Origin of the sequence: Halorubrum aethiopicum (genome assembly GCF_001542905.1) — an archaeon.
Taxonomy (GTDB): Archaea; Halobacteriota; Halobacteria; order Halobacteriales; family Haloferacaceae; genus Halorubrum; species Halorubrum aethiopicum.
This window is the reverse complement of the sequence record NZ_LOAJ01000001.1, coordinates 2,496,604-2,511,849: the sequence shown is the minus strand read 5'-3', so window position 1 is coordinate 2,511,849 and position 15,246 is coordinate 2,496,604. Positions and strand designations below refer to the sequence as shown.

Annotated in this window: 18 protein-coding genes; 11 read left to right on the top strand and 7 right to left on the bottom strand. The window is 65.7% G+C overall.

Annotated features, from left to right (window positions below):
- Positions 1-67: 67 nt before the first annotated feature.
- The 3 genes from AXA68_RS11945 to AXA68_RS11935 form a co-directional block, all read right to left on the bottom strand.
- On the bottom strand, positions 68-283 hold the full coding sequence (locus AXA68_RS11945) for a hypothetical protein (RefSeq protein ID WP_066417044.1): 216 nt from the start codon (positions 281-283) through the stop codon (positions 68-70).
- 42 nt (positions 284-325) lie between these two features.
- Positions 326-592 (bottom strand): hypothetical protein, encoded by a 267-nt coding sequence (locus AXA68_RS11940; protein WP_157884835.1) that lies wholly within the window; start codon positions 590-592, stop codon positions 326-328.
- A 192-nt stretch (positions 593-784) separates the two neighbouring features.
- Complete coding sequence (locus AXA68_RS11935; protein ID WP_080505244.1) at positions 785-1,600, bottom strand: recombinase family protein; 816 nt, start codon at positions 1,598-1,600, stop codon at positions 785-787.
- 190 nt (positions 1,601-1,790) lie between these two features.
- On the opposite strand from AXA68_RS11935, the gene AXA68_RS16820 reads away from it, so the two are divergent.
- From AXA68_RS16820 to AXA68_RS11905, 7 genes are all read left to right on the top strand, one after another.
- Positions 1,791-1,931: a hypothetical protein gene (locus tag AXA68_RS16820; RefSeq protein ID WP_157884834.1), complete on the top strand. Its 141-nt coding sequence runs from the start codon at positions 1,791-1,793 to the stop codon at positions 1,929-1,931.
- On the top strand, positions 1,924-2,304 hold the full coding sequence (locus AXA68_RS11930; protein WP_066417039.1) for a hypothetical protein: 381 nt from the start codon (positions 1,924-1,926) through the stop codon (positions 2,302-2,304). The genes AXA68_RS16820 and AXA68_RS11930 overlap by 8 nt, the downstream gene beginning before the upstream one ends.
- Before the next feature lie 1,056 nt (positions 2,305-3,360).
- The gene (locus tag AXA68_RS11925; protein ID WP_157884832.1) at positions 3,361-3,534 is read left to right on the top strand and encodes a hypothetical protein; all 174 of its coding nucleotides are present in this window, start codon (positions 3,361-3,363) and stop codon (positions 3,532-3,534) included.
- A gap of 46 nt (positions 3,535-3,580) precedes the next feature.
- Positions 3,581-3,763 (top strand): hypothetical protein, encoded by a 183-nt coding sequence (locus AXA68_RS11920; RefSeq protein WP_066417034.1) that lies wholly within the window; start codon positions 3,581-3,583, stop codon positions 3,761-3,763.
- A 41-nt stretch (positions 3,764-3,804) separates the two neighbouring features.
- On the top strand, positions 3,805-7,368 hold the full coding sequence (locus tag AXA68_RS11915; protein WP_066417032.1) for a hypothetical protein: 3,564 nt from the start codon (positions 3,805-3,807) through the stop codon (positions 7,366-7,368).
- A 1-nt stretch (position 7,369) separates the two neighbouring features.
- A complete protein-coding gene (locus AXA68_RS11910) occupies positions 7,370-7,633 on the top strand; it encodes a hypothetical protein (protein ID WP_066417030.1) in 264 nt (87 codons plus the stop codon).
- The gene (locus AXA68_RS11905; protein ID WP_157884831.1) at positions 7,630-7,896 is read left to right on the top strand and encodes a hypothetical protein; all 267 of its coding nucleotides are present in this window, start codon (positions 7,630-7,632) and stop codon (positions 7,894-7,896) included. Before AXA68_RS11910 ends, AXA68_RS11905 begins: the two co-directional genes overlap by 4 nt.
- A gap of 7 nt (positions 7,897-7,903) precedes the next feature.
- Here the strand turns inward: AXA68_RS11905 and AXA68_RS11900 are convergent, their stop codons facing one another.
- The 3 genes from AXA68_RS11900 to AXA68_RS11890 all read right to left on the bottom strand — a co-directional run bounded on the left by AXA68_RS11900 (position 7,904) and on the right by AXA68_RS11890 (position 8,921).
- On the bottom strand, positions 7,904-8,164 hold the full coding sequence (locus tag AXA68_RS11900; RefSeq protein ID WP_066417021.1) for a hypothetical protein: 261 nt from the start codon (positions 8,162-8,164) through the stop codon (positions 7,904-7,906).
- Positions 8,161-8,496, bottom strand: a complete 336-nt coding sequence (locus AXA68_RS11895) for a hypothetical protein (RefSeq protein ID WP_066417016.1) — start codon at positions 8,494-8,496, stop codon at positions 8,161-8,163. The genes AXA68_RS11900 and AXA68_RS11895 overlap by 4 nt, the downstream gene beginning before the upstream one ends.
- 104 nt (positions 8,497-8,600) lie before the next feature.
- Positions 8,601-8,921 carry a hypothetical protein gene (locus AXA68_RS11890; RefSeq protein ID WP_198530054.1) on the bottom strand — a complete coding sequence of 107 codons (321 nt, stop codon included), beginning with the start codon at positions 8,919-8,921 and terminating at the stop codon, positions 8,601-8,603.
- A 313-nt stretch (positions 8,922-9,234) separates the two neighbouring features.
- Here AXA68_RS11890 and AXA68_RS11885 point away from each other — a divergent pair, with 313 nt between their 5' ends.
- The 4 genes from AXA68_RS11885 (at position 9,235) to AXA68_RS11870 (ending at position 14,623) form a co-directional block, all read left to right on the top strand.
- Positions 9,235-9,588 carry a hypothetical protein gene (locus tag AXA68_RS11885; RefSeq protein ID WP_157884830.1) on the top strand — a complete coding sequence of 118 codons (354 nt, stop codon included), beginning with the start codon at positions 9,235-9,237 and terminating at the stop codon, positions 9,586-9,588.
- A gap of 151 nt (positions 9,589-9,739) precedes the next feature.
- Positions 9,740-10,825, top strand: coding sequence for a tyrosine-type recombinase/integrase (locus tag AXA68_RS11880; protein ID WP_066417009.1), 1,086 nt, complete (start codon positions 9,740-9,742; stop codon positions 10,823-10,825).
- A gap of 198 nt (positions 10,826-11,023) precedes the next feature.
- A complete protein-coding gene (locus AXA68_RS17360; protein WP_066417007.1) occupies positions 11,024-11,962 on the top strand; it encodes a DUF7839 domain-containing protein in 939 nt (312 codons plus the stop codon).
- Between the two features lie 1,455 nt (positions 11,963-13,417).
- Positions 13,418-14,623: a Cdc6/Cdc18 family protein gene (locus tag AXA68_RS11870; protein WP_066417004.1), complete on the top strand. Its 1,206-nt coding sequence runs from the start codon at positions 13,418-13,420 to the stop codon at positions 14,621-14,623.
- 20 nt (positions 14,624-14,643) lie between these two features.
- On the opposite strand, the gene AXA68_RS11865 is transcribed toward AXA68_RS11870, so the two are convergent.
- On the bottom strand, positions 14,644-15,204 hold the full coding sequence (locus AXA68_RS11865) for a TATA-box-binding protein (protein WP_066417002.1): 561 nt from the start codon (positions 15,202-15,204) through the stop codon (positions 14,644-14,646).
- Between the last annotated feature and the right edge of the window lie 42 nt (positions 15,205-15,246).

Below are 15,246 nucleotides of genomic sequence, written 5' to 3'. Positions count from 1 at the left end.
GACCGCTGCCGCGGTGAGGAGTGACGGCTACGGGTTACTCATAGTTTACCCGAGGTAAATCCCTCTTCTACGCGGTGCTCCCCCCGACACGCGCCGTCTGATACTCCCGATACGCCACCCACCCGAAATATAGCGCGGGTGGGATCAGTGCGACGATCCCGAGAGCCCACTCGCCGATAAACAGTGCGACGATCCCCCAGAACCCCGACAGAACTAGATAGAACCGGAAGATCAGCCCGAGAAGCCACCTCAGACGTGTACCGATGCTCTCTAGTGTGGACATACGCCGACCGAGGACGCCCGTCGCAAAAGGTCTACTGCCGGATTACTCCAGGTCGGACGCGTCGATCGCGGCGACGCCGGCGCGAGCTATCCGCCGGAGGACCAGCTCCCGCTCTTCCTCGGTCTCGGGGAGCTCGACGCCCTGGTCGTCGAGTGCGTCCTCGACCGCCATCCGAAACTGACACGCCTCGCGGACCCACTCGGATCGCGACCCGTACCGCCAATCGACGCGCTCGTCGATGTCGTCGACGAGGTGCGCCGCCATCCACACCGTCACGCGGCTCTCAGAGTGGTCAGTGTCGTCAGACATGGGCCGCATCGCGGCGGGTGGTTGGTGTCCGTTTCGCGTCGTCGAGCGGGATCTCCCGTGTGGTGCCAAGCATACGCTCGGCCGATCATCGGGCGGGGCCATATAAGCACCGCACACACTCCGACCCCGTCGCTCTTTCAACAATTCGACGACGTCGAACGCGCGGTTTACGACCTCCTCGGACGGCGTCGATCACTCCTCGCGGAGGGCTGCCTCAACGCGCTCGACACGCTCCCGCAGCTCCTCCAGCTCACCGCGGTCGTCGCGGAGGTCGTCGAGCGGGCGGATGTCGTCGAGGGCGGCGTCGACGCGATCATCGTCGGCCTCCCCGGCGAGATAGAGGTCGCGCCTGTCGGCCTCCAGCGAGCGGAGGGTCGACTCCGCGACGCCGGTGTCGTCCGCGACGGCAGCGTACGCCTCGCCGCGGTCGACACGGGCGACGGCCTCGCGGACGTGGAGGTACTCCGCGGGGTCGACCCGGAGGTAGCCGTCGACGACCTCAAACCCGGCCGGCGGACGACCGGTCCACTTCCCCTCGTCCTGTGCGGCGGCGATTCCCGAGCGGATACGCCGGAGCTTTTGCTTGTGTTCGATCTTCGCGAGATCGCCGAGGAGCCCGGCGAGCATCTCCTTCACCGCGCGATCGACCTCGGAGCTGCCGACATCGATCGAGAGGCCGACCTCGCGGTCGCGGACGGACGTGTCGTGCTCTAAGGCGTGTTGTATGAAGTCGTGAATCTCGCCACCGCCGAGCCGCGACAGGCGGCTTATCTCGTCGACGACGATGATGTCGATCACGCCGGTCGCGGTCGCCTCCCGGAGCGCGCGGTACTCTCGGGCGCGGTCGGTCGCCGCGCCCGAGACGACGTCGACGTACTCCTCGACCTCAGCCTCGGGGTATTGGTCGGCGACCCAGCCCCGGAGCTCGTCGAGCTGCCGGCTTGCGTCCTGGTCGGCGGTCGAGACGCGGGCGTATATCGCGACGGTGTCGGGCCCGTCCTCACTCATGTTTTCGAGTACACGCGGCCAACTTATACAAGTAGGGGTTTACGCGGGTCCGTGTATACCATTACCTTTAGGAAAAGACTAAGTGCCCTCTCGAGAGACGTACGCGTAGCTCGGGAGCGGTCGGGTGTCAACGAATTGTTGACGCGAAACCGGCCGGGGTGATAGGACACCCTTGACCGAGCCATCCAAGATGGCAAACAACGCTACACCCGCCGGAACCTATAACTCCGGCGGCACGGCCCAGACGGTGATGCTCGAGTTTGACGCCCGTCGGCGGCTCGCGGGCGAGTACGACGACGCAACCGTTCGGCAGGTGATTGGTGATGAGTGAACCGGCGACCGGCACGGGTAGCGACGATCTCGTCGCCCGCCGAGACGCGGCAGGGTACGCTCTCGAGGACCTCGACCCCGGAGACCCACCGTCGGTCTACAACACCGGGGAGGTCGCCGCACGCTTCGACGAAGCATCTGTAAAGCATGATGTCGGGGAGATGAGACTCACGGACGAGGAGGCCGAGGAGGCGCTCATCTACCCGCTCGTCATCGACGGGGAGATCAATCTGACAACGGAGACACAGGGATCCGAGTGGCCCTACGCAGCGATGACGGTGGGAGTGACCCCCGAGCAGGCGCGAGACGTCGCGGCCGCGCTCCTCCAGGCGGCCGAGGACGTCGAGAGGATCCGCGGCGAGGGGGGAGTGTGAACTACTGCCCCGACTGTGGCGAACCGCTCGAGCCCCACCCCGGCGCGAGCTTCTGTCCCGGTTGTGGATCGCCGATCCCCACCGACAGCGAACCGTCATCAGAGTCCAGTTCACCGGAGACGGCAGACAGATCGTCCGATGACACAACGGAACGTGAAAAGATAGAGACACTCCGTCGGGTTGCGGACGACGTGGACGATGAGGCTGTAGCACAGGTCTGTGAAATAGTTGCGGACAGTAAGGAAAGTAGATTATGAGCAACTACTGCCCCGACTGTGGCGAACCGCTCGAGGCGCACCCCGGCGCGAGCTTTTGTCCATCATGCGGGTCGCCGGTTGACGCACCTGGAGACGCACCGACGACGCCGGGACCGGACGGCACACGCCCCACACCGAAGGAAGCGGTCGAAGAGATGAGCGAGAGCGAGCTCGACGAGCTGCTCCTCCAGGTCGCCGAGGAGATCGACGACGAGGTCATCGAGGGCGTCTGCCGACTCGCGGTACGCGACGGTGCCGACGTCGCATAACACCGAGAAACCGGCTCTTTTTTCTCACCGACCTCGCCACCCCGACCGCCGACCACGCGATCGAGGACCGGACCCCCTTGTCCGACTCATACAGCAGCAAAAAAGTCTGTTCACGCGTAATACAGTTGGGTAGTATGTAGCCGGTAGTAGTTAATGAGTGAATGAGTGAGTCGTTAGGTAATTTCTCGCCGGGGGCGGTGTCCACCCGCCGCTACCAATCGGGAGACTCAGACTCTCTACGTCACGATTACATGTATATATACAGGAGCCGATGGTTGATTTGTAGTAGTGTATCGTACCCCCGTCCCGCGGATTTGAGCAGGCCGCCTACTAATCGGGTCGTTCATCGGTCGTCCGAAAGGTACGTATCCCAATCGCATGACCGCGTGGCTCCCGGTACATACTGGGGGCGTGTGTGTCCGCCGGGAAAGCCTGTTAGGTACTCTCGGTATCCGGACAAAGTTCTTAGGCGGTGCGTACGTAGCACGGTGTGAGTCATGGTGGTGCGTCCCCAAATAGACGAGGAGACGATGGATCGGATAACCCGCAAAGCGGACGATCTGATGCGCGTACCGGCCGAAGAGGCTGGCGTCGACGCGCGGATCAACGTCATCCTCGACGAGCTCGAGGATCTCAACGAGCAAGCGGCACAAAACACGATTAATACGGGTAGTAGCTCTCCGAGTGGTCCAAACCAGTTCTGACCCCCCACCCTTCGGTTTCTTAATCGGGGAGCCTCTCGCCCCGTCCATGAATGAGACTGCGACCCGAGTCGAGACGCGTGAGTCGGCCGACCGGACCACTGCTGTCGTCGAGTTCGAGCTCCCCGAGGGCGTGGTCGAGGAGATCCTCGACGAGCGCGACGATCTCGACCGAGACGCCGTGAGTGACCGGATCGAACCGGTCCCGCTCGTCGACGGCGAGCGCGTCTGACGCCCCTACGCTTTTGACGTAAGCACCGCTTATGTACGCGTATGCCAATCGACCCGTCACAGGACGCGCGATCCTCACAGCGCGTCGGCGGCTCCGGTGACTACGATCCGATCGACCCCAGCCCCGACCCGGATCCCGGTGGTGACTACGATGACGACCAGGACGCGTCCGAACGCGTCGGTGGGTCCGGCGACCCGACCGATCCCCCCGACCCGGACCCCAGCCCGCCGGATCCGCCAGATGTCGATCTGCCGAGCGACGATGGTGGCGGTGGTTCCGCCGACGCGCCCCCGGATCCAGAGCCGGACCCGCCGGACGTGGATCCGCCGAGTACCGGCGTCGACGACGTCCGCGCGGACGCCCGCGAGAGTCAGCGCGTAAGGACCCAGCCGTCAGACGTGACCGTCGAGCGCGCCGTCGAGGACGCCCAGGCGAGCCAGGTGTACCAACCGTCCGACGAGACGATCGAGACGGCCGTCGAGGACGCCCGCGCGTCCCAGCGGTTCCAGGGAATGGAACCACAGGGACCGAGCGATCTCACGGTCGATCGCGCCGTCGACGACGCCGAGGCGTCGGCTCGGCTCGGCACGGTCGAGCCGATGGACGAGCGATCGGATTCGACGATCGACGCGCCACTCGGCACCGAGATCGACACCCGGATCACTGACGATCTCACGCGCGGCGGCGTGCTCTCGGAGACGCCTGAGGGGAGCAGCGGACTCCTCCCGGGAGAGGTGTTCGGGATCGATGTTTCTGAGGAGCGCTTTCAAGACAGTTCTGAGGCGGTCGATCAAGCTGCCGCGTCGGCGTTCGAGGAGAGCCCGCCGTTGACGATCGCCGGGAGTGACGCGCCCGATCGCGTCGTCACGGGCGCGGCCGAGGCCGCGACCGACATCGCCAACCTGCCGGGGTGGGTGACCACCGCCGAGACAGGCGCGGAGATCGCAGCGAACGCCCCAGGTGAGATCGTCGAGGAGGGCGCGGGCGCGGTCGGCTCGACGGCGGTCGGTGTGGGTGCGGCCGCCGGCGCGGCAACGGTTGACAGCGCTACCGAGTCGCCGCTCGGTTTCGCTGGCGGAGCGGGACTCAACGTCCTGTCGGGTGCTGCCGCGGGCCGCCAGCTTGGCCGCGTCGGCCGTGCCGCGAGCGACCGCGTTCGGACGGCCGGGGGGGCGCGGATCGACGTCGACGAGCTCGCCAGCGACGACGTCGTCCGAAACTTCGAGACGGACGGGGCTGAGGGCACGCGCTTCCCCGGTGCCGACGACCCGGACCTGTATCAGCGGGATCCAGCGGCGGCCGTGCGCGAGCAGGCCGGCGAGAACACGCCTCCGGAGATCGAGGACGTGTTCGGCGAGTTCGCCGTCGACGAAGGCGCGACGATCAAAAAGGCCCTCGACACAGAGCCCGAGGGGCCCGCCGTCGGCCGTGCCGACACTGGCTTCTCGTCAGCCCCGAGCGAGCTCGACGGCGATTTCGCCTACGAGACTCCGGGGTCCTTTTTCGGGCCGGAGCTTTCCCCGAATTTCCTGCGGGTGGGGGATCGCGAGCGCGGACTCAGCATCCGTCCGGGGTTCCCCGACCTCGGGAACAAACCGACTGCTGTGGCCGCTAGGACCGACGTCGAGAACCCCGACGCCGACACGCTCGACGAGTTCAACCAAGAGATGTTGGACCGCGCCGGCGACACGACCGCCGTCACGAAGCCAGCCGACGAGGTAAATCCAGGTGAGATCGAGGCTGTGGTCCCGCCCGGCGCGCAGTTCCAACCGCTCACGCGGTCGCGAATCAGACAGGCCGCCGAAGCTCCCCTCGACACCGCCGAGGACGTAGGATACGACATCGGCACTCGCGTCGGTGGCGGTGTCTCCGATGCCAGCGACGTCTTCGGTGGCGCGCTCGATGCCGCGGAGGATGTCGGGTACCGAGCCGGGACCCGCGTCGGCGAGACCGTCTCGGCCGCCGGGGATGCCGCGGAGGGCGTCGGATACCGCGCCGGCTACCAGCTCGGCGACGCAACGCCCGACCTCCCCGGCGTCGGCGATCCCGCCAGCGTCTTCGGTGGGGCGCTCGATGCCGCGGAGGACGCCGGCTATCGAGCTGGGACCCGCGTCGGCGAGACCGTCTCGGCCGCCGGGGATGCCGCGGAGCGCGCCGGATACGACGTCGGTGTCCGTGTCGGTGAGCGTGTCTCAGCAGCAGGGGACGCTGCTGAAGACGTCGGGTACCGAGCCGGGACCCGCGTCGGCGAGACCGTCTCCGACATCGAAGATGTCGGGCGAGGAGGAGCCCGGCGGCTGGGTGAGGGAGTTGCTCGCGCAGAGGACGCCGCCGAGAGCGTCGGATACCGCGCCGGCTACCGTCTCGGCGAACGCGTCTCCGACGCCCGCGACGTCTTCGGGGTGGATCTCGGCGCACCGAGCGTGAGTGCTCCCGCGACCGATGCGATCCCCGGCGCGGGCGGGTTCGGGCGGGTGCTCCCCGGCACATCGGGGACCGTCGGTGACGAGGTGCGCGGCGTGGCCCGCATGGCCGGGATCGGGGCCGACTTCTATACGGAGGTCGGGGGGCGGCGCGTCCCGATCCGGACGGTCGCCCCCGACCGCGGGGATGCTAGCCGAGCTGCTCCCGATGCGGACGACATCGACGGAGACAGCGCCGCCACCACCGCGGGCGGCGTCGACGGAGACAGTGTCCCCACCACCGCGGGGAGATCCGGGACTCTCGACGAGCTCAGCGAGCGCGTCACACCCGCCTCAGATGACGCGCTCCCGGGTGTCGGCGCGAGCCCCGCCAATCCCGCCACCGCGCCATCGTCCGAGACGGTCGGTTCTGAGGCGGCCGACGCCCCGCCGGCATCGTCCGGGGGTGTCGGGGGTGATCCGACTCCGCTCGGACCACTGCCGTGGGAGAGTGCCGCGCCGGCCTCCACAGCGGACCCGACCGGGGCTGGTCCCACCGGGAGCGCCGATTTCGCCGGGGAGGAGCCGGGTTCTCGGGGTGTCGACCCCAGGGGAAGCGGGGCCGAAACCGCGTCCGCCGGAGCCGGTGTCGCCGTCTCCGCTGGCGATCCCACGGACGATCCGTTGATCCCCGCGGACGGCGTCGACGCCGCGAACTCGGCGAGCTCGCCGCTCGCCGCCGCCCCCGAGGACACGATCGCGCCCGCCTTCGGTCTCGCCCCGGAGTCCGACCCGATCGTCGGTCCGCCACCAGGCGAGCCGGCGTCTCCGGCTCCGGGGGGAGAGCCCGCGGACCCGCTTCTCCCTGGGTCGCCGGAGCGGCCCCTCCCGAGCTCGAGCCCGCCGTCCCGCGGGTCCGGAACCCCTGGCGGCGGGTACCCTGGCGGTAGCAACCCCGCCGGCCAAAGCTCGCCGTTCGGTCCCCCCACCTCGCCACCGAGCCAGCAACGACCACGGTCCGACCGCGGCCGTCCGGATCGGGTTGAGAAACGCGATCCGCCGGTCGACGAGCGCGACCCCGCCGACACCCCGTTCACCAATCCGATACTCGGGGTGTTCGGACCGCCTCGGTCGGATGGTGGTCGTGGCGATCTCGACGGCGAGCAGCGCTCACTAGGCGGCGGTCTCTTCGGGGGGATCTGAGATGAGCGCGCCCCAAAGGAGCGGGTCGGCGGCCTACGTGATCCCGATCGTGGCGCTGCTCTCGCTCCTCGTCGGAGCCATGATGCTGACGTTCGTGGTGTACCCGATTTACAACGGTTTCACTCAGTCGGCCGCGTGGAGTGCTCAAACCGAGCCGGGGACGCGGTTGCTCGCAGTGATAGCCGGGATCTGGGAGTTCTGGGGAGCGGTGATCCTGATCTCGATCCTGAGCTACGTATGGATCCGGACTCGGAGGCGCGGATGAACGCCGCGAGCGCGATCTTCCGGATCATCGGGGCGACCGTGGTGATCGTGGTGCTCGGGATTCTCGGGTTGTTCACGCTGATTGCCGTTGTCGAGCCGATGTTCGCCGCTTTCGGCAACCCGCCCGCGGATCTCGGGTGGGGGACGCCCGCGACCACCGCGCTCGAAACGTTCGTCGCCGGGACGGTCGCGATGCTGCTGATCGTCATCGCTTGGTTCGTGTTCTCACCTATAAAAAGCGATATCCGGCAGCGGATCGGGTGAGCCGATCTCACGCGATCCGCCGAGCGACGAACACCCCGAGCGCGCCGGCCAGCGGGGCGGTAAAGATAGCCAAACCCATGAGATCCAACCACTGACCAGGGTTGACCACGTTAGCGCCTGTGGTGCCGAGATTCGCACGCGGAGCGAAAACCCGATAGAAGGGGGCGATGATGTCAGGTGCGAAGAAGATAACGACAGCCGTGGTCCCCATCGCGACGACACCCGTCGCGACCACCAAGAGCAGGGTCACGATCCCGAGACGGTTCATCTTCTATCAGTTACAAAAACTGGCCAGTCGCTCTCGTCGGCGAGTGCCAGCGCAGTAAGGTAGCGTGCGATACCTTGAGCGGTTTTGAAGCGCTGCGGATAGAACACGTCAGCCTCCGCCTCGACTTGTCCCATCCGTCGGTAGACGCTCCACGCCTGGCCGTCACTCTCGGGTGACTCGATAGTCAGATCCCTCAGGCGGCACTCGTCGATCTCTCCTCTGAGGATCTGGCGAGCCGTCGTGTACGCCAGCTCGGCGAGCGGCGGCTCCTCTTCCTCGTCGATGCTCTCGTCAGTTTCGTCGGCGTCGTGTGGGATGTCGGTGTCAGTCATGGTCGGTTAGCGGCCTGGGTAGTCTTCGCGGTACTGTGCTCGGATCCACCTCACGGCGGCGTACAGCGCGCCGAGGGAGACGATAGTGACGGCGACGTCGGCGATCATGGGTCGATCCCCACCCACCGGATGAACTCGTTTACTCCCTCGTCGAGTCGCCGAGCGAGCCCGGCGCGGTAAGCGCCCCAGATCCCCGCAGCGGCGACGAGGATCGCGAGGATGGCCGCACCCCCCCACTCGAGTACAGCATCCGGCGATGCGGCCGTGAACGCTCCGACGATCACCGCGGCGTAAAGCATGACCACGGTGGCGAGTACCGTGCTCGCCGCGAGAAGCGCGGTGCTGATCGCCTGCTCCGCAGCGCGCTCGAAGAACCGATACCGCCGATCTCGGGTCGCGAGCCCGTCGCGGACCAGGAACCGCATCGCGTCCGCTTTCGAGAGACCCTCGGTGTCGCGGAGTGCCTCTACGCGCCGGGCGGTTGGCTCTTTAAGACGGGTAGTGTAGTGCTCCGGTCCATCGATCTCGTATTCGCTGTCACTTTGTGTCATAATCGGAAGCGGTGCTTACGTACACAGGGCGATACAACGTCCGAACAATTAAATCCACGGGGGATCAAGTAAGCACCACACACTGAACGGCACCGTCGCTAATCGATCAGGGGGCGGCCGCGCACGGGGGCATGGGATCCCGTGCGCGGGAAAATGCTGTTCGGGACACCTCGACCGGCGATCGAAGATGTCGATTCAAGATACAAGCCCATCCGTAAAAAGGGCTACGGCCGAGAGCGTATCGGTGAGTAACCACGCGAAACTCCGCTACTTGGAGCGGATAGACGCCGCCGAACCCCACCCGGCTGAGCGGGTCCGTGAGACCGTCGCGACCGGCGAGCACGCACAGGTCGACCGGTTCGATCTCCCGGTCCGTGTCGGGGAAGATGCGGCGGTCCTCGTCGACCCGTCCGCGGGGGTCGCGGTGACCGTCATTGACGCGGGTGATGTAAGCACTGCTTCACTCGGCGAGCCGGACGCGTCGGCTGGGTGGCGTGTAGAGCGCGCGCACCAGGGCGTCGGACACGGAGGGCACCGATGAGTTCGCGCCGGACGAGGACGCGCGAGTCGGACGCCTGTGGCGCGATGGGGTGCGAGCGACGCGACGGACTCGAGGCCGTCACGCGGCCCGAGAGCGGCGAGAGTCGCGTGCTGTGTCCGCGGCACCGAAAACACTTCTTGAGAGTTTCATCATGAGCGAGTCAGAATACCAGATCGAGATCGGCGGCGAGGCCGACGGCGGCGACAGAGTACCGGATCTAACCCCACGTGAGGCGTTTGAGCGGTGGATGGGACGCCTTCGGGCGTCGAAGGCCACGTCGACGGTCACCTCCTACCATTACCAACTCAAACTTTTCGTCGAGTGGTGCGAGGAGGAGGGCATCGCGACGATCGGCGAGCTCACGGGATGGGACATCGAGAGCTACGAAACCGAACGCCGGAACGAGGGCGTCGAGCTGCTCTCCCTGAATAAGGAGTTCCGCACCCTCCGGCTGTTCCTCGAATACTGTGCTCGCGTCGAACTCGTCGACGACGATCTCCCGGAGAAGGTCGACCCGCCGGACGTACCTCGCGACGCGCACGTCGACGAGACGCGGCTCGAACACGGCCGCGCGCGGATGCTCCTCGACTACTACGACGAACACGACTACGGGAGCCGCGAGCACGCGCTCCTCGCGCTCGCGTGGTACGTCGGTGCCCGGCTCGGCGGGATCCGCGGGCTCGATCTCGACGACTACGACAGCGACGACGCGTACCTCCAGTTTATCCACCGCCCGAGCGAGAAAACGCCGCTCAAGAACGGCCGCGACGGCGAGCGCGCCGTCGGGCTCCCGCGGCACGTGTGCGACACGCTCGACGCGTACATCGCGGAACACCGCGAGGAGAAGTACGACGACTACGGCCGCCGACCGCTCTTTACCACCCTGAACGGGCGGATGTCACAAAACTCCGTGCGGGCGCGGATGTACCTCGCGACGCAGCCCTGTCTCCATATGGAGTGCCCGCACGGGAACGAGCGGGAGGGGTGCGACTACGTCGACTACACGCACGGCTCAAAGTGCCCGTCCTCACGGAGCCCGCACCAGGTTCGGACCGGCTCGATCACCTGGCAGCTCAACCGGGGCGTGCCGATCGAGGTCGTCGCAGAGCGCGTGAACACCTCGGTTCGCGTGTTGAAGCGGCACTACGATCAACCGACGAAACGCGAGGAACTCGAGGAGCGCCGACGTGAGTACGTCGACAGACTCGGGTTCGGCGAGAGCGGAGGTGAAGAGTGATGTCGCGGTTCATGCCCGCCCCAACCCACTTTCTTTCGGAACTCGAATGATGAGCGACGGCTGTGAATCGTAGCGTCGTACTGATCCTCTAATATTTGAATTGTTTGGTTAGCGTAGATGGTGGTTTTTGAACGCAGATCCGCTCGATCCGCCGCGACCGAGCCAAACATACTTGTCTCCAACACCAGTACAGTTGCTATGGACGACGAGGGAGCCGTCGCCCCGCGAGTACTCGATAACAAGCGCGACGCCAGCAAGTATCGGGTGCTCGTCGAGATCGCGGCCCGCCAGCCGGCGGTGAGTCAGGGAGAGATCGCCGACGTCCTCGGCGTCACCTCACAGGCCGTGAGCGATTACGTTCGCGAGCTCGTCGACCGTGGATACGTGGAGAAACGGGGCCGAGGGAGATACGAGGTGACGAAGGAGGGCGTCGACTGGCTCATCACGCGCACGGACGCGCTCTCGGAGTTCGTCTCCCGCGTGTCGGAGGACGTCCTCGGGAGCGTCGACGTCGACGCCGCGATCGCCGCCGATCCGATCTCGGAGGGCGACGAGGTCCGACTGACCATGCGCGACGGGGTCCTTCACGCAGTCGCCGAGCGCCGAGGGGAGACGCGGCATCGAGGAGAGAAGCGGCACCGAGGGGAGAATCGAGACCGAGGAGAACACCGGAAGGAGGGAACGCCGGTCGACGGGACATCGCCGCCGAGCGAGGACACTTCGACCGACGGGGACGCTCCGGCGACCGCGGTCGCCGTCACCGACGGGGCGGCCGGGGAGGCCGTCGGCGTGACCGAGTTCGAGGGCGTCGTCGAGTACGATCCGGGCGTCGTGACCGTGATCCCCGTTCCGGTCGTGACCGAGGGTGACCCGCCGTCGGTCGAGGTCGTGACCGACCGCGTAAACGAAGAGGGATTCGTCGCGATAGCGGGCACGGAGGCGTACGCGCTGGCGACGCGGGCCGGGATCCGTCCGGAGATCCGCTTCGGGACCGTCGACGCCGTACCGCAGGCAGCGCTCCGCGGGCTGGACGTGTTGCTCCTCGTCTCCAGCGACGAGCTCTCGCGTCACACGACGCAACTCCGAGAGAGCGGGGTTCGATACGAGGTACACGATCCGGTGGGCGACTCCCCCTGATTCGGCCTTTCGAGCTTCCCGGTCGGTCCCTTCGGGGCCTCTCGGCCTTCCTCGGCACGAGGATGCGAATATGTTGCTGGTGTGGTCGAGAGACACACCGTGTTTCCGGTGAAACGGGTTTGGGTTGGAGTGGTGGTTGTCCAGCTCCCGAGGGAGATCTCCTAGTTGTGGAGTGGTGTATCTCTGTAGCGGTGTGTCCGTGGAGCGATGTGCTCTCGGTAGCAACATGTCGTTCCGCACTGGGAATTGACCTCGATACCGGGAGCAGACCTTTGTACTGGAAGTCGATCGACCCCTCACTGGCCACCACTTCTCGACAAATACCAGTATTATTAAATACACCTCGAGAAAATATTCCAATAAGTTCTATGTAGTCATCAGGCAAACGACGTGTAGTCACCTCCGAGATACAGCGGAAAGACAGATCTGTTCACGTTGCTGACGTGGGAACGAGTGTGCTCGAACGAGTGTGCTCGAACGGGTGTGTTCGAACGGATGTGCTCGGGCCAGATTCCGCTGACGTAGTGTGGGTTCGATGGCGGGGTGAGGAGCGATTCCCTCGCTCTCGTGGTCGAGTAGTCCGGTGCTATCCGCTCGCTGTTCTGAATCCCTCGCGACGTACGGCCGTTTCGTGTACGTCGACTGGTTCCGGTTCTCTGAGACTTCCTGATGGATCTCCTACGGGTAGACGGTGAGCCGTGGGTTGGTTCGAGTGCTCTCTCACGGTTCGAGACGTGCCAGCGGGTTCTCGGAAGCTCCATCGAGTCGGTTCGTCTCGTGTGAGTCGTTCTCCGTGGACCCGCGTTTCCTACCACACCTCGTTTCCGATGAATCCTCCCCTCCCACCGATCACCCCATTTCACCGGAAACACGGTGTGTGTCTCTACGATCTTTTATTCCTCAACGCAGATGTTCGCGCCTAGCGGTCGGTAGAACACGTTTGCTAGTGGTACGGGTGTTTCGTGAGTGATCGGGGTGATGAGAACGGGCTCGTTGCTGGCGCGGTGACCACCACCAAAGCCCCAGCCGGCTCCAGTCGAGGGCCTCGCTGTGCTCCTCGTCGCTCGCGTTGCTCGCTCCTGCGGTGTCGCCGGCGGCCCCGCCGCCGGCTGCCCGTGGCGCTACGCGCCACGCTGCTTGCGTCGGCCGTCCTCTCGGAGCCGGCTGCCCCTTTGAGTCCCACCCGCCCCGCACAGCCCCGCACCTCACACCTCCCCAGCCTCGCTGCTCACGCGTTCCACGCGCTCACAGCGTCCCTCGCGGTTGGGTTCGTGCCCTCCGGGCACTCACCGGCGCGCCACCGAGATCGCTCGTTCCTTCGCCTGTACTGACCGAACCGATGTCGCGGCTCGGACGTTCCCGATTTCCTCGCGAACTCGTCTCGGTCCGTCCACGACCCGCGTGACGAGGCGGAGAAAACAGAACGTATTTCACCGGAAACGCGGTGTCTCACCTATGGACGCAGCGGACGATCTCTTCACGAGGGAGGACCCGATCTTTGCCAACAAGGAACTCCTCGAGATCAGCCACCTCCCCGGTGAGGGTCGGATCGTCGGCCGCGACGACGAGATCGCCGATCTGGCTACCGCAGTCAATCCCGCGATCTTCGGCCAGAGCCCGAGCAACGTCCTCCTCTACGGGAAGACCGGGACGGGGAAATCCCTCTGTGCGAAGTACGTCTCGAAGCGACTCGTCTCGACGGCGGGCGAGGAGGGAGTCAACGCGACCTTCGCGTACGTCGACTGCGCCCAGGACACGACCGAGACCCAGGCCGTCCAGACCATCGCCGAGGGCGTGAACGACCCGGAAGCCACCGGAATCAACGTCCCCGACAAGGGACTCTCGACGTCGACGTACTACAAGCGGCTCTGGCGGATCCTCGACCAGCGGTACGACGTGGTCCTGATCATCCTCGACGAGATCGACAAGCTCGACGACGACGCGATCCTGATGCAGCTGTCCCGCGCCGGCGAGGCCGGGAAGGTCACCGACTGTAAGCTCGGCGTCGTCGGGATCAGCAACAAGATCCAGTACAAAGACCGGATGGACGAGCGGGTCAAATCGAGCCTCTGTGAACGCGAGTTCGTCTTTCCCCCCTACGACGCGAACCAGCTCCGGGCGATCATGCAGGCCCGCTCCGACGCGTTCCACGACGACGTGCTCGAGGCGTCGACGATCCCGCGGGCGGCCGCGCTCGCCGCCCGCGAGCACGGGGACGCCCGCAAGGCGATCGACATCCTCCGGTACGCCGGCGAGATCGCGCAGGCCAACGGCGAACCGACGGTCAGAGAGGAGTTCGTCACGCAGGCACGCGAGCGCGCGGAGACAGACCGCTTCCGCGAACTCATCCGCGGATCGACGCCGCACTCGCGGTACGTCCTCCAGGCGCTCGCGCTGCTCTCGCTTTCCAACGAACGCAAGGACGGGTTTCGGACCAGCCGCGTGTACGAGATCTACGAGAACATCTGTCGACAGGAGGGCTCCGATAGTCTCTCGTTACGCCGGGTTCGCGATCTGCTCAAGGAGCACGCCTTCCTCGACATCATCGAACAGTCGAAACACAGCGGCGGAAGCGCGGAGGGAAGCTACACCAAACACCAACTCCTCGAGGATCCCGGCGTCGTCAAGGAAGTTCTCGTCGAGGACTCCACGGGCGGCTGACGGGCACCCCGCGGACCGCTTCAACCCAGCAGACCGAGACCTTCGATCCGTTCGACGATCTCCTCGACCGCGCCCTCCGCGTCGTCGGTGCGCTTCCCGCCGGTGATGACGATCTTTCCGCTGCCGAACAGCAGGATCACCACTTCCGGCTCGTCCATCCGGTAGACGAGTCCGGGGAACTGCTCGGGCTCGTACTCGACGTCCTCCAATCCGAGTCCGATCGCGAGCGCGTTGAGATTGAGGTTGTGGCCGAGGTCCGCGCTCGAGACGATGTTTTGGACCGTGATCTCCGGATCCTCCTCGACGGGGATCTGAAGCCCGCGGAGCTTCTCGAAGATGATCCCCAGCGCCTCGTGAACATCGTCGATGCTCTTCGCGCCCGTACAGACGATCTTACCAGACCGGAAGATGAGCGCCGCCGCCTTCGGCTCCTGGGTCCGGTAGACGAGCCCCGGGAAGTTGTCAGGGTTGAAGTCGGCTCCCGGAAGGTCCTCTGCGAGCGCCTCTAAGTCGAGTTCCTGGCCGATCCCCGTCGATGCAACTACGTTCTGAATCTCGATCGAGTCTGCAGGGTTCGTCATCGTTCGCTTTTATATGCGACCCCCTCCCTTATAAACGCCCGT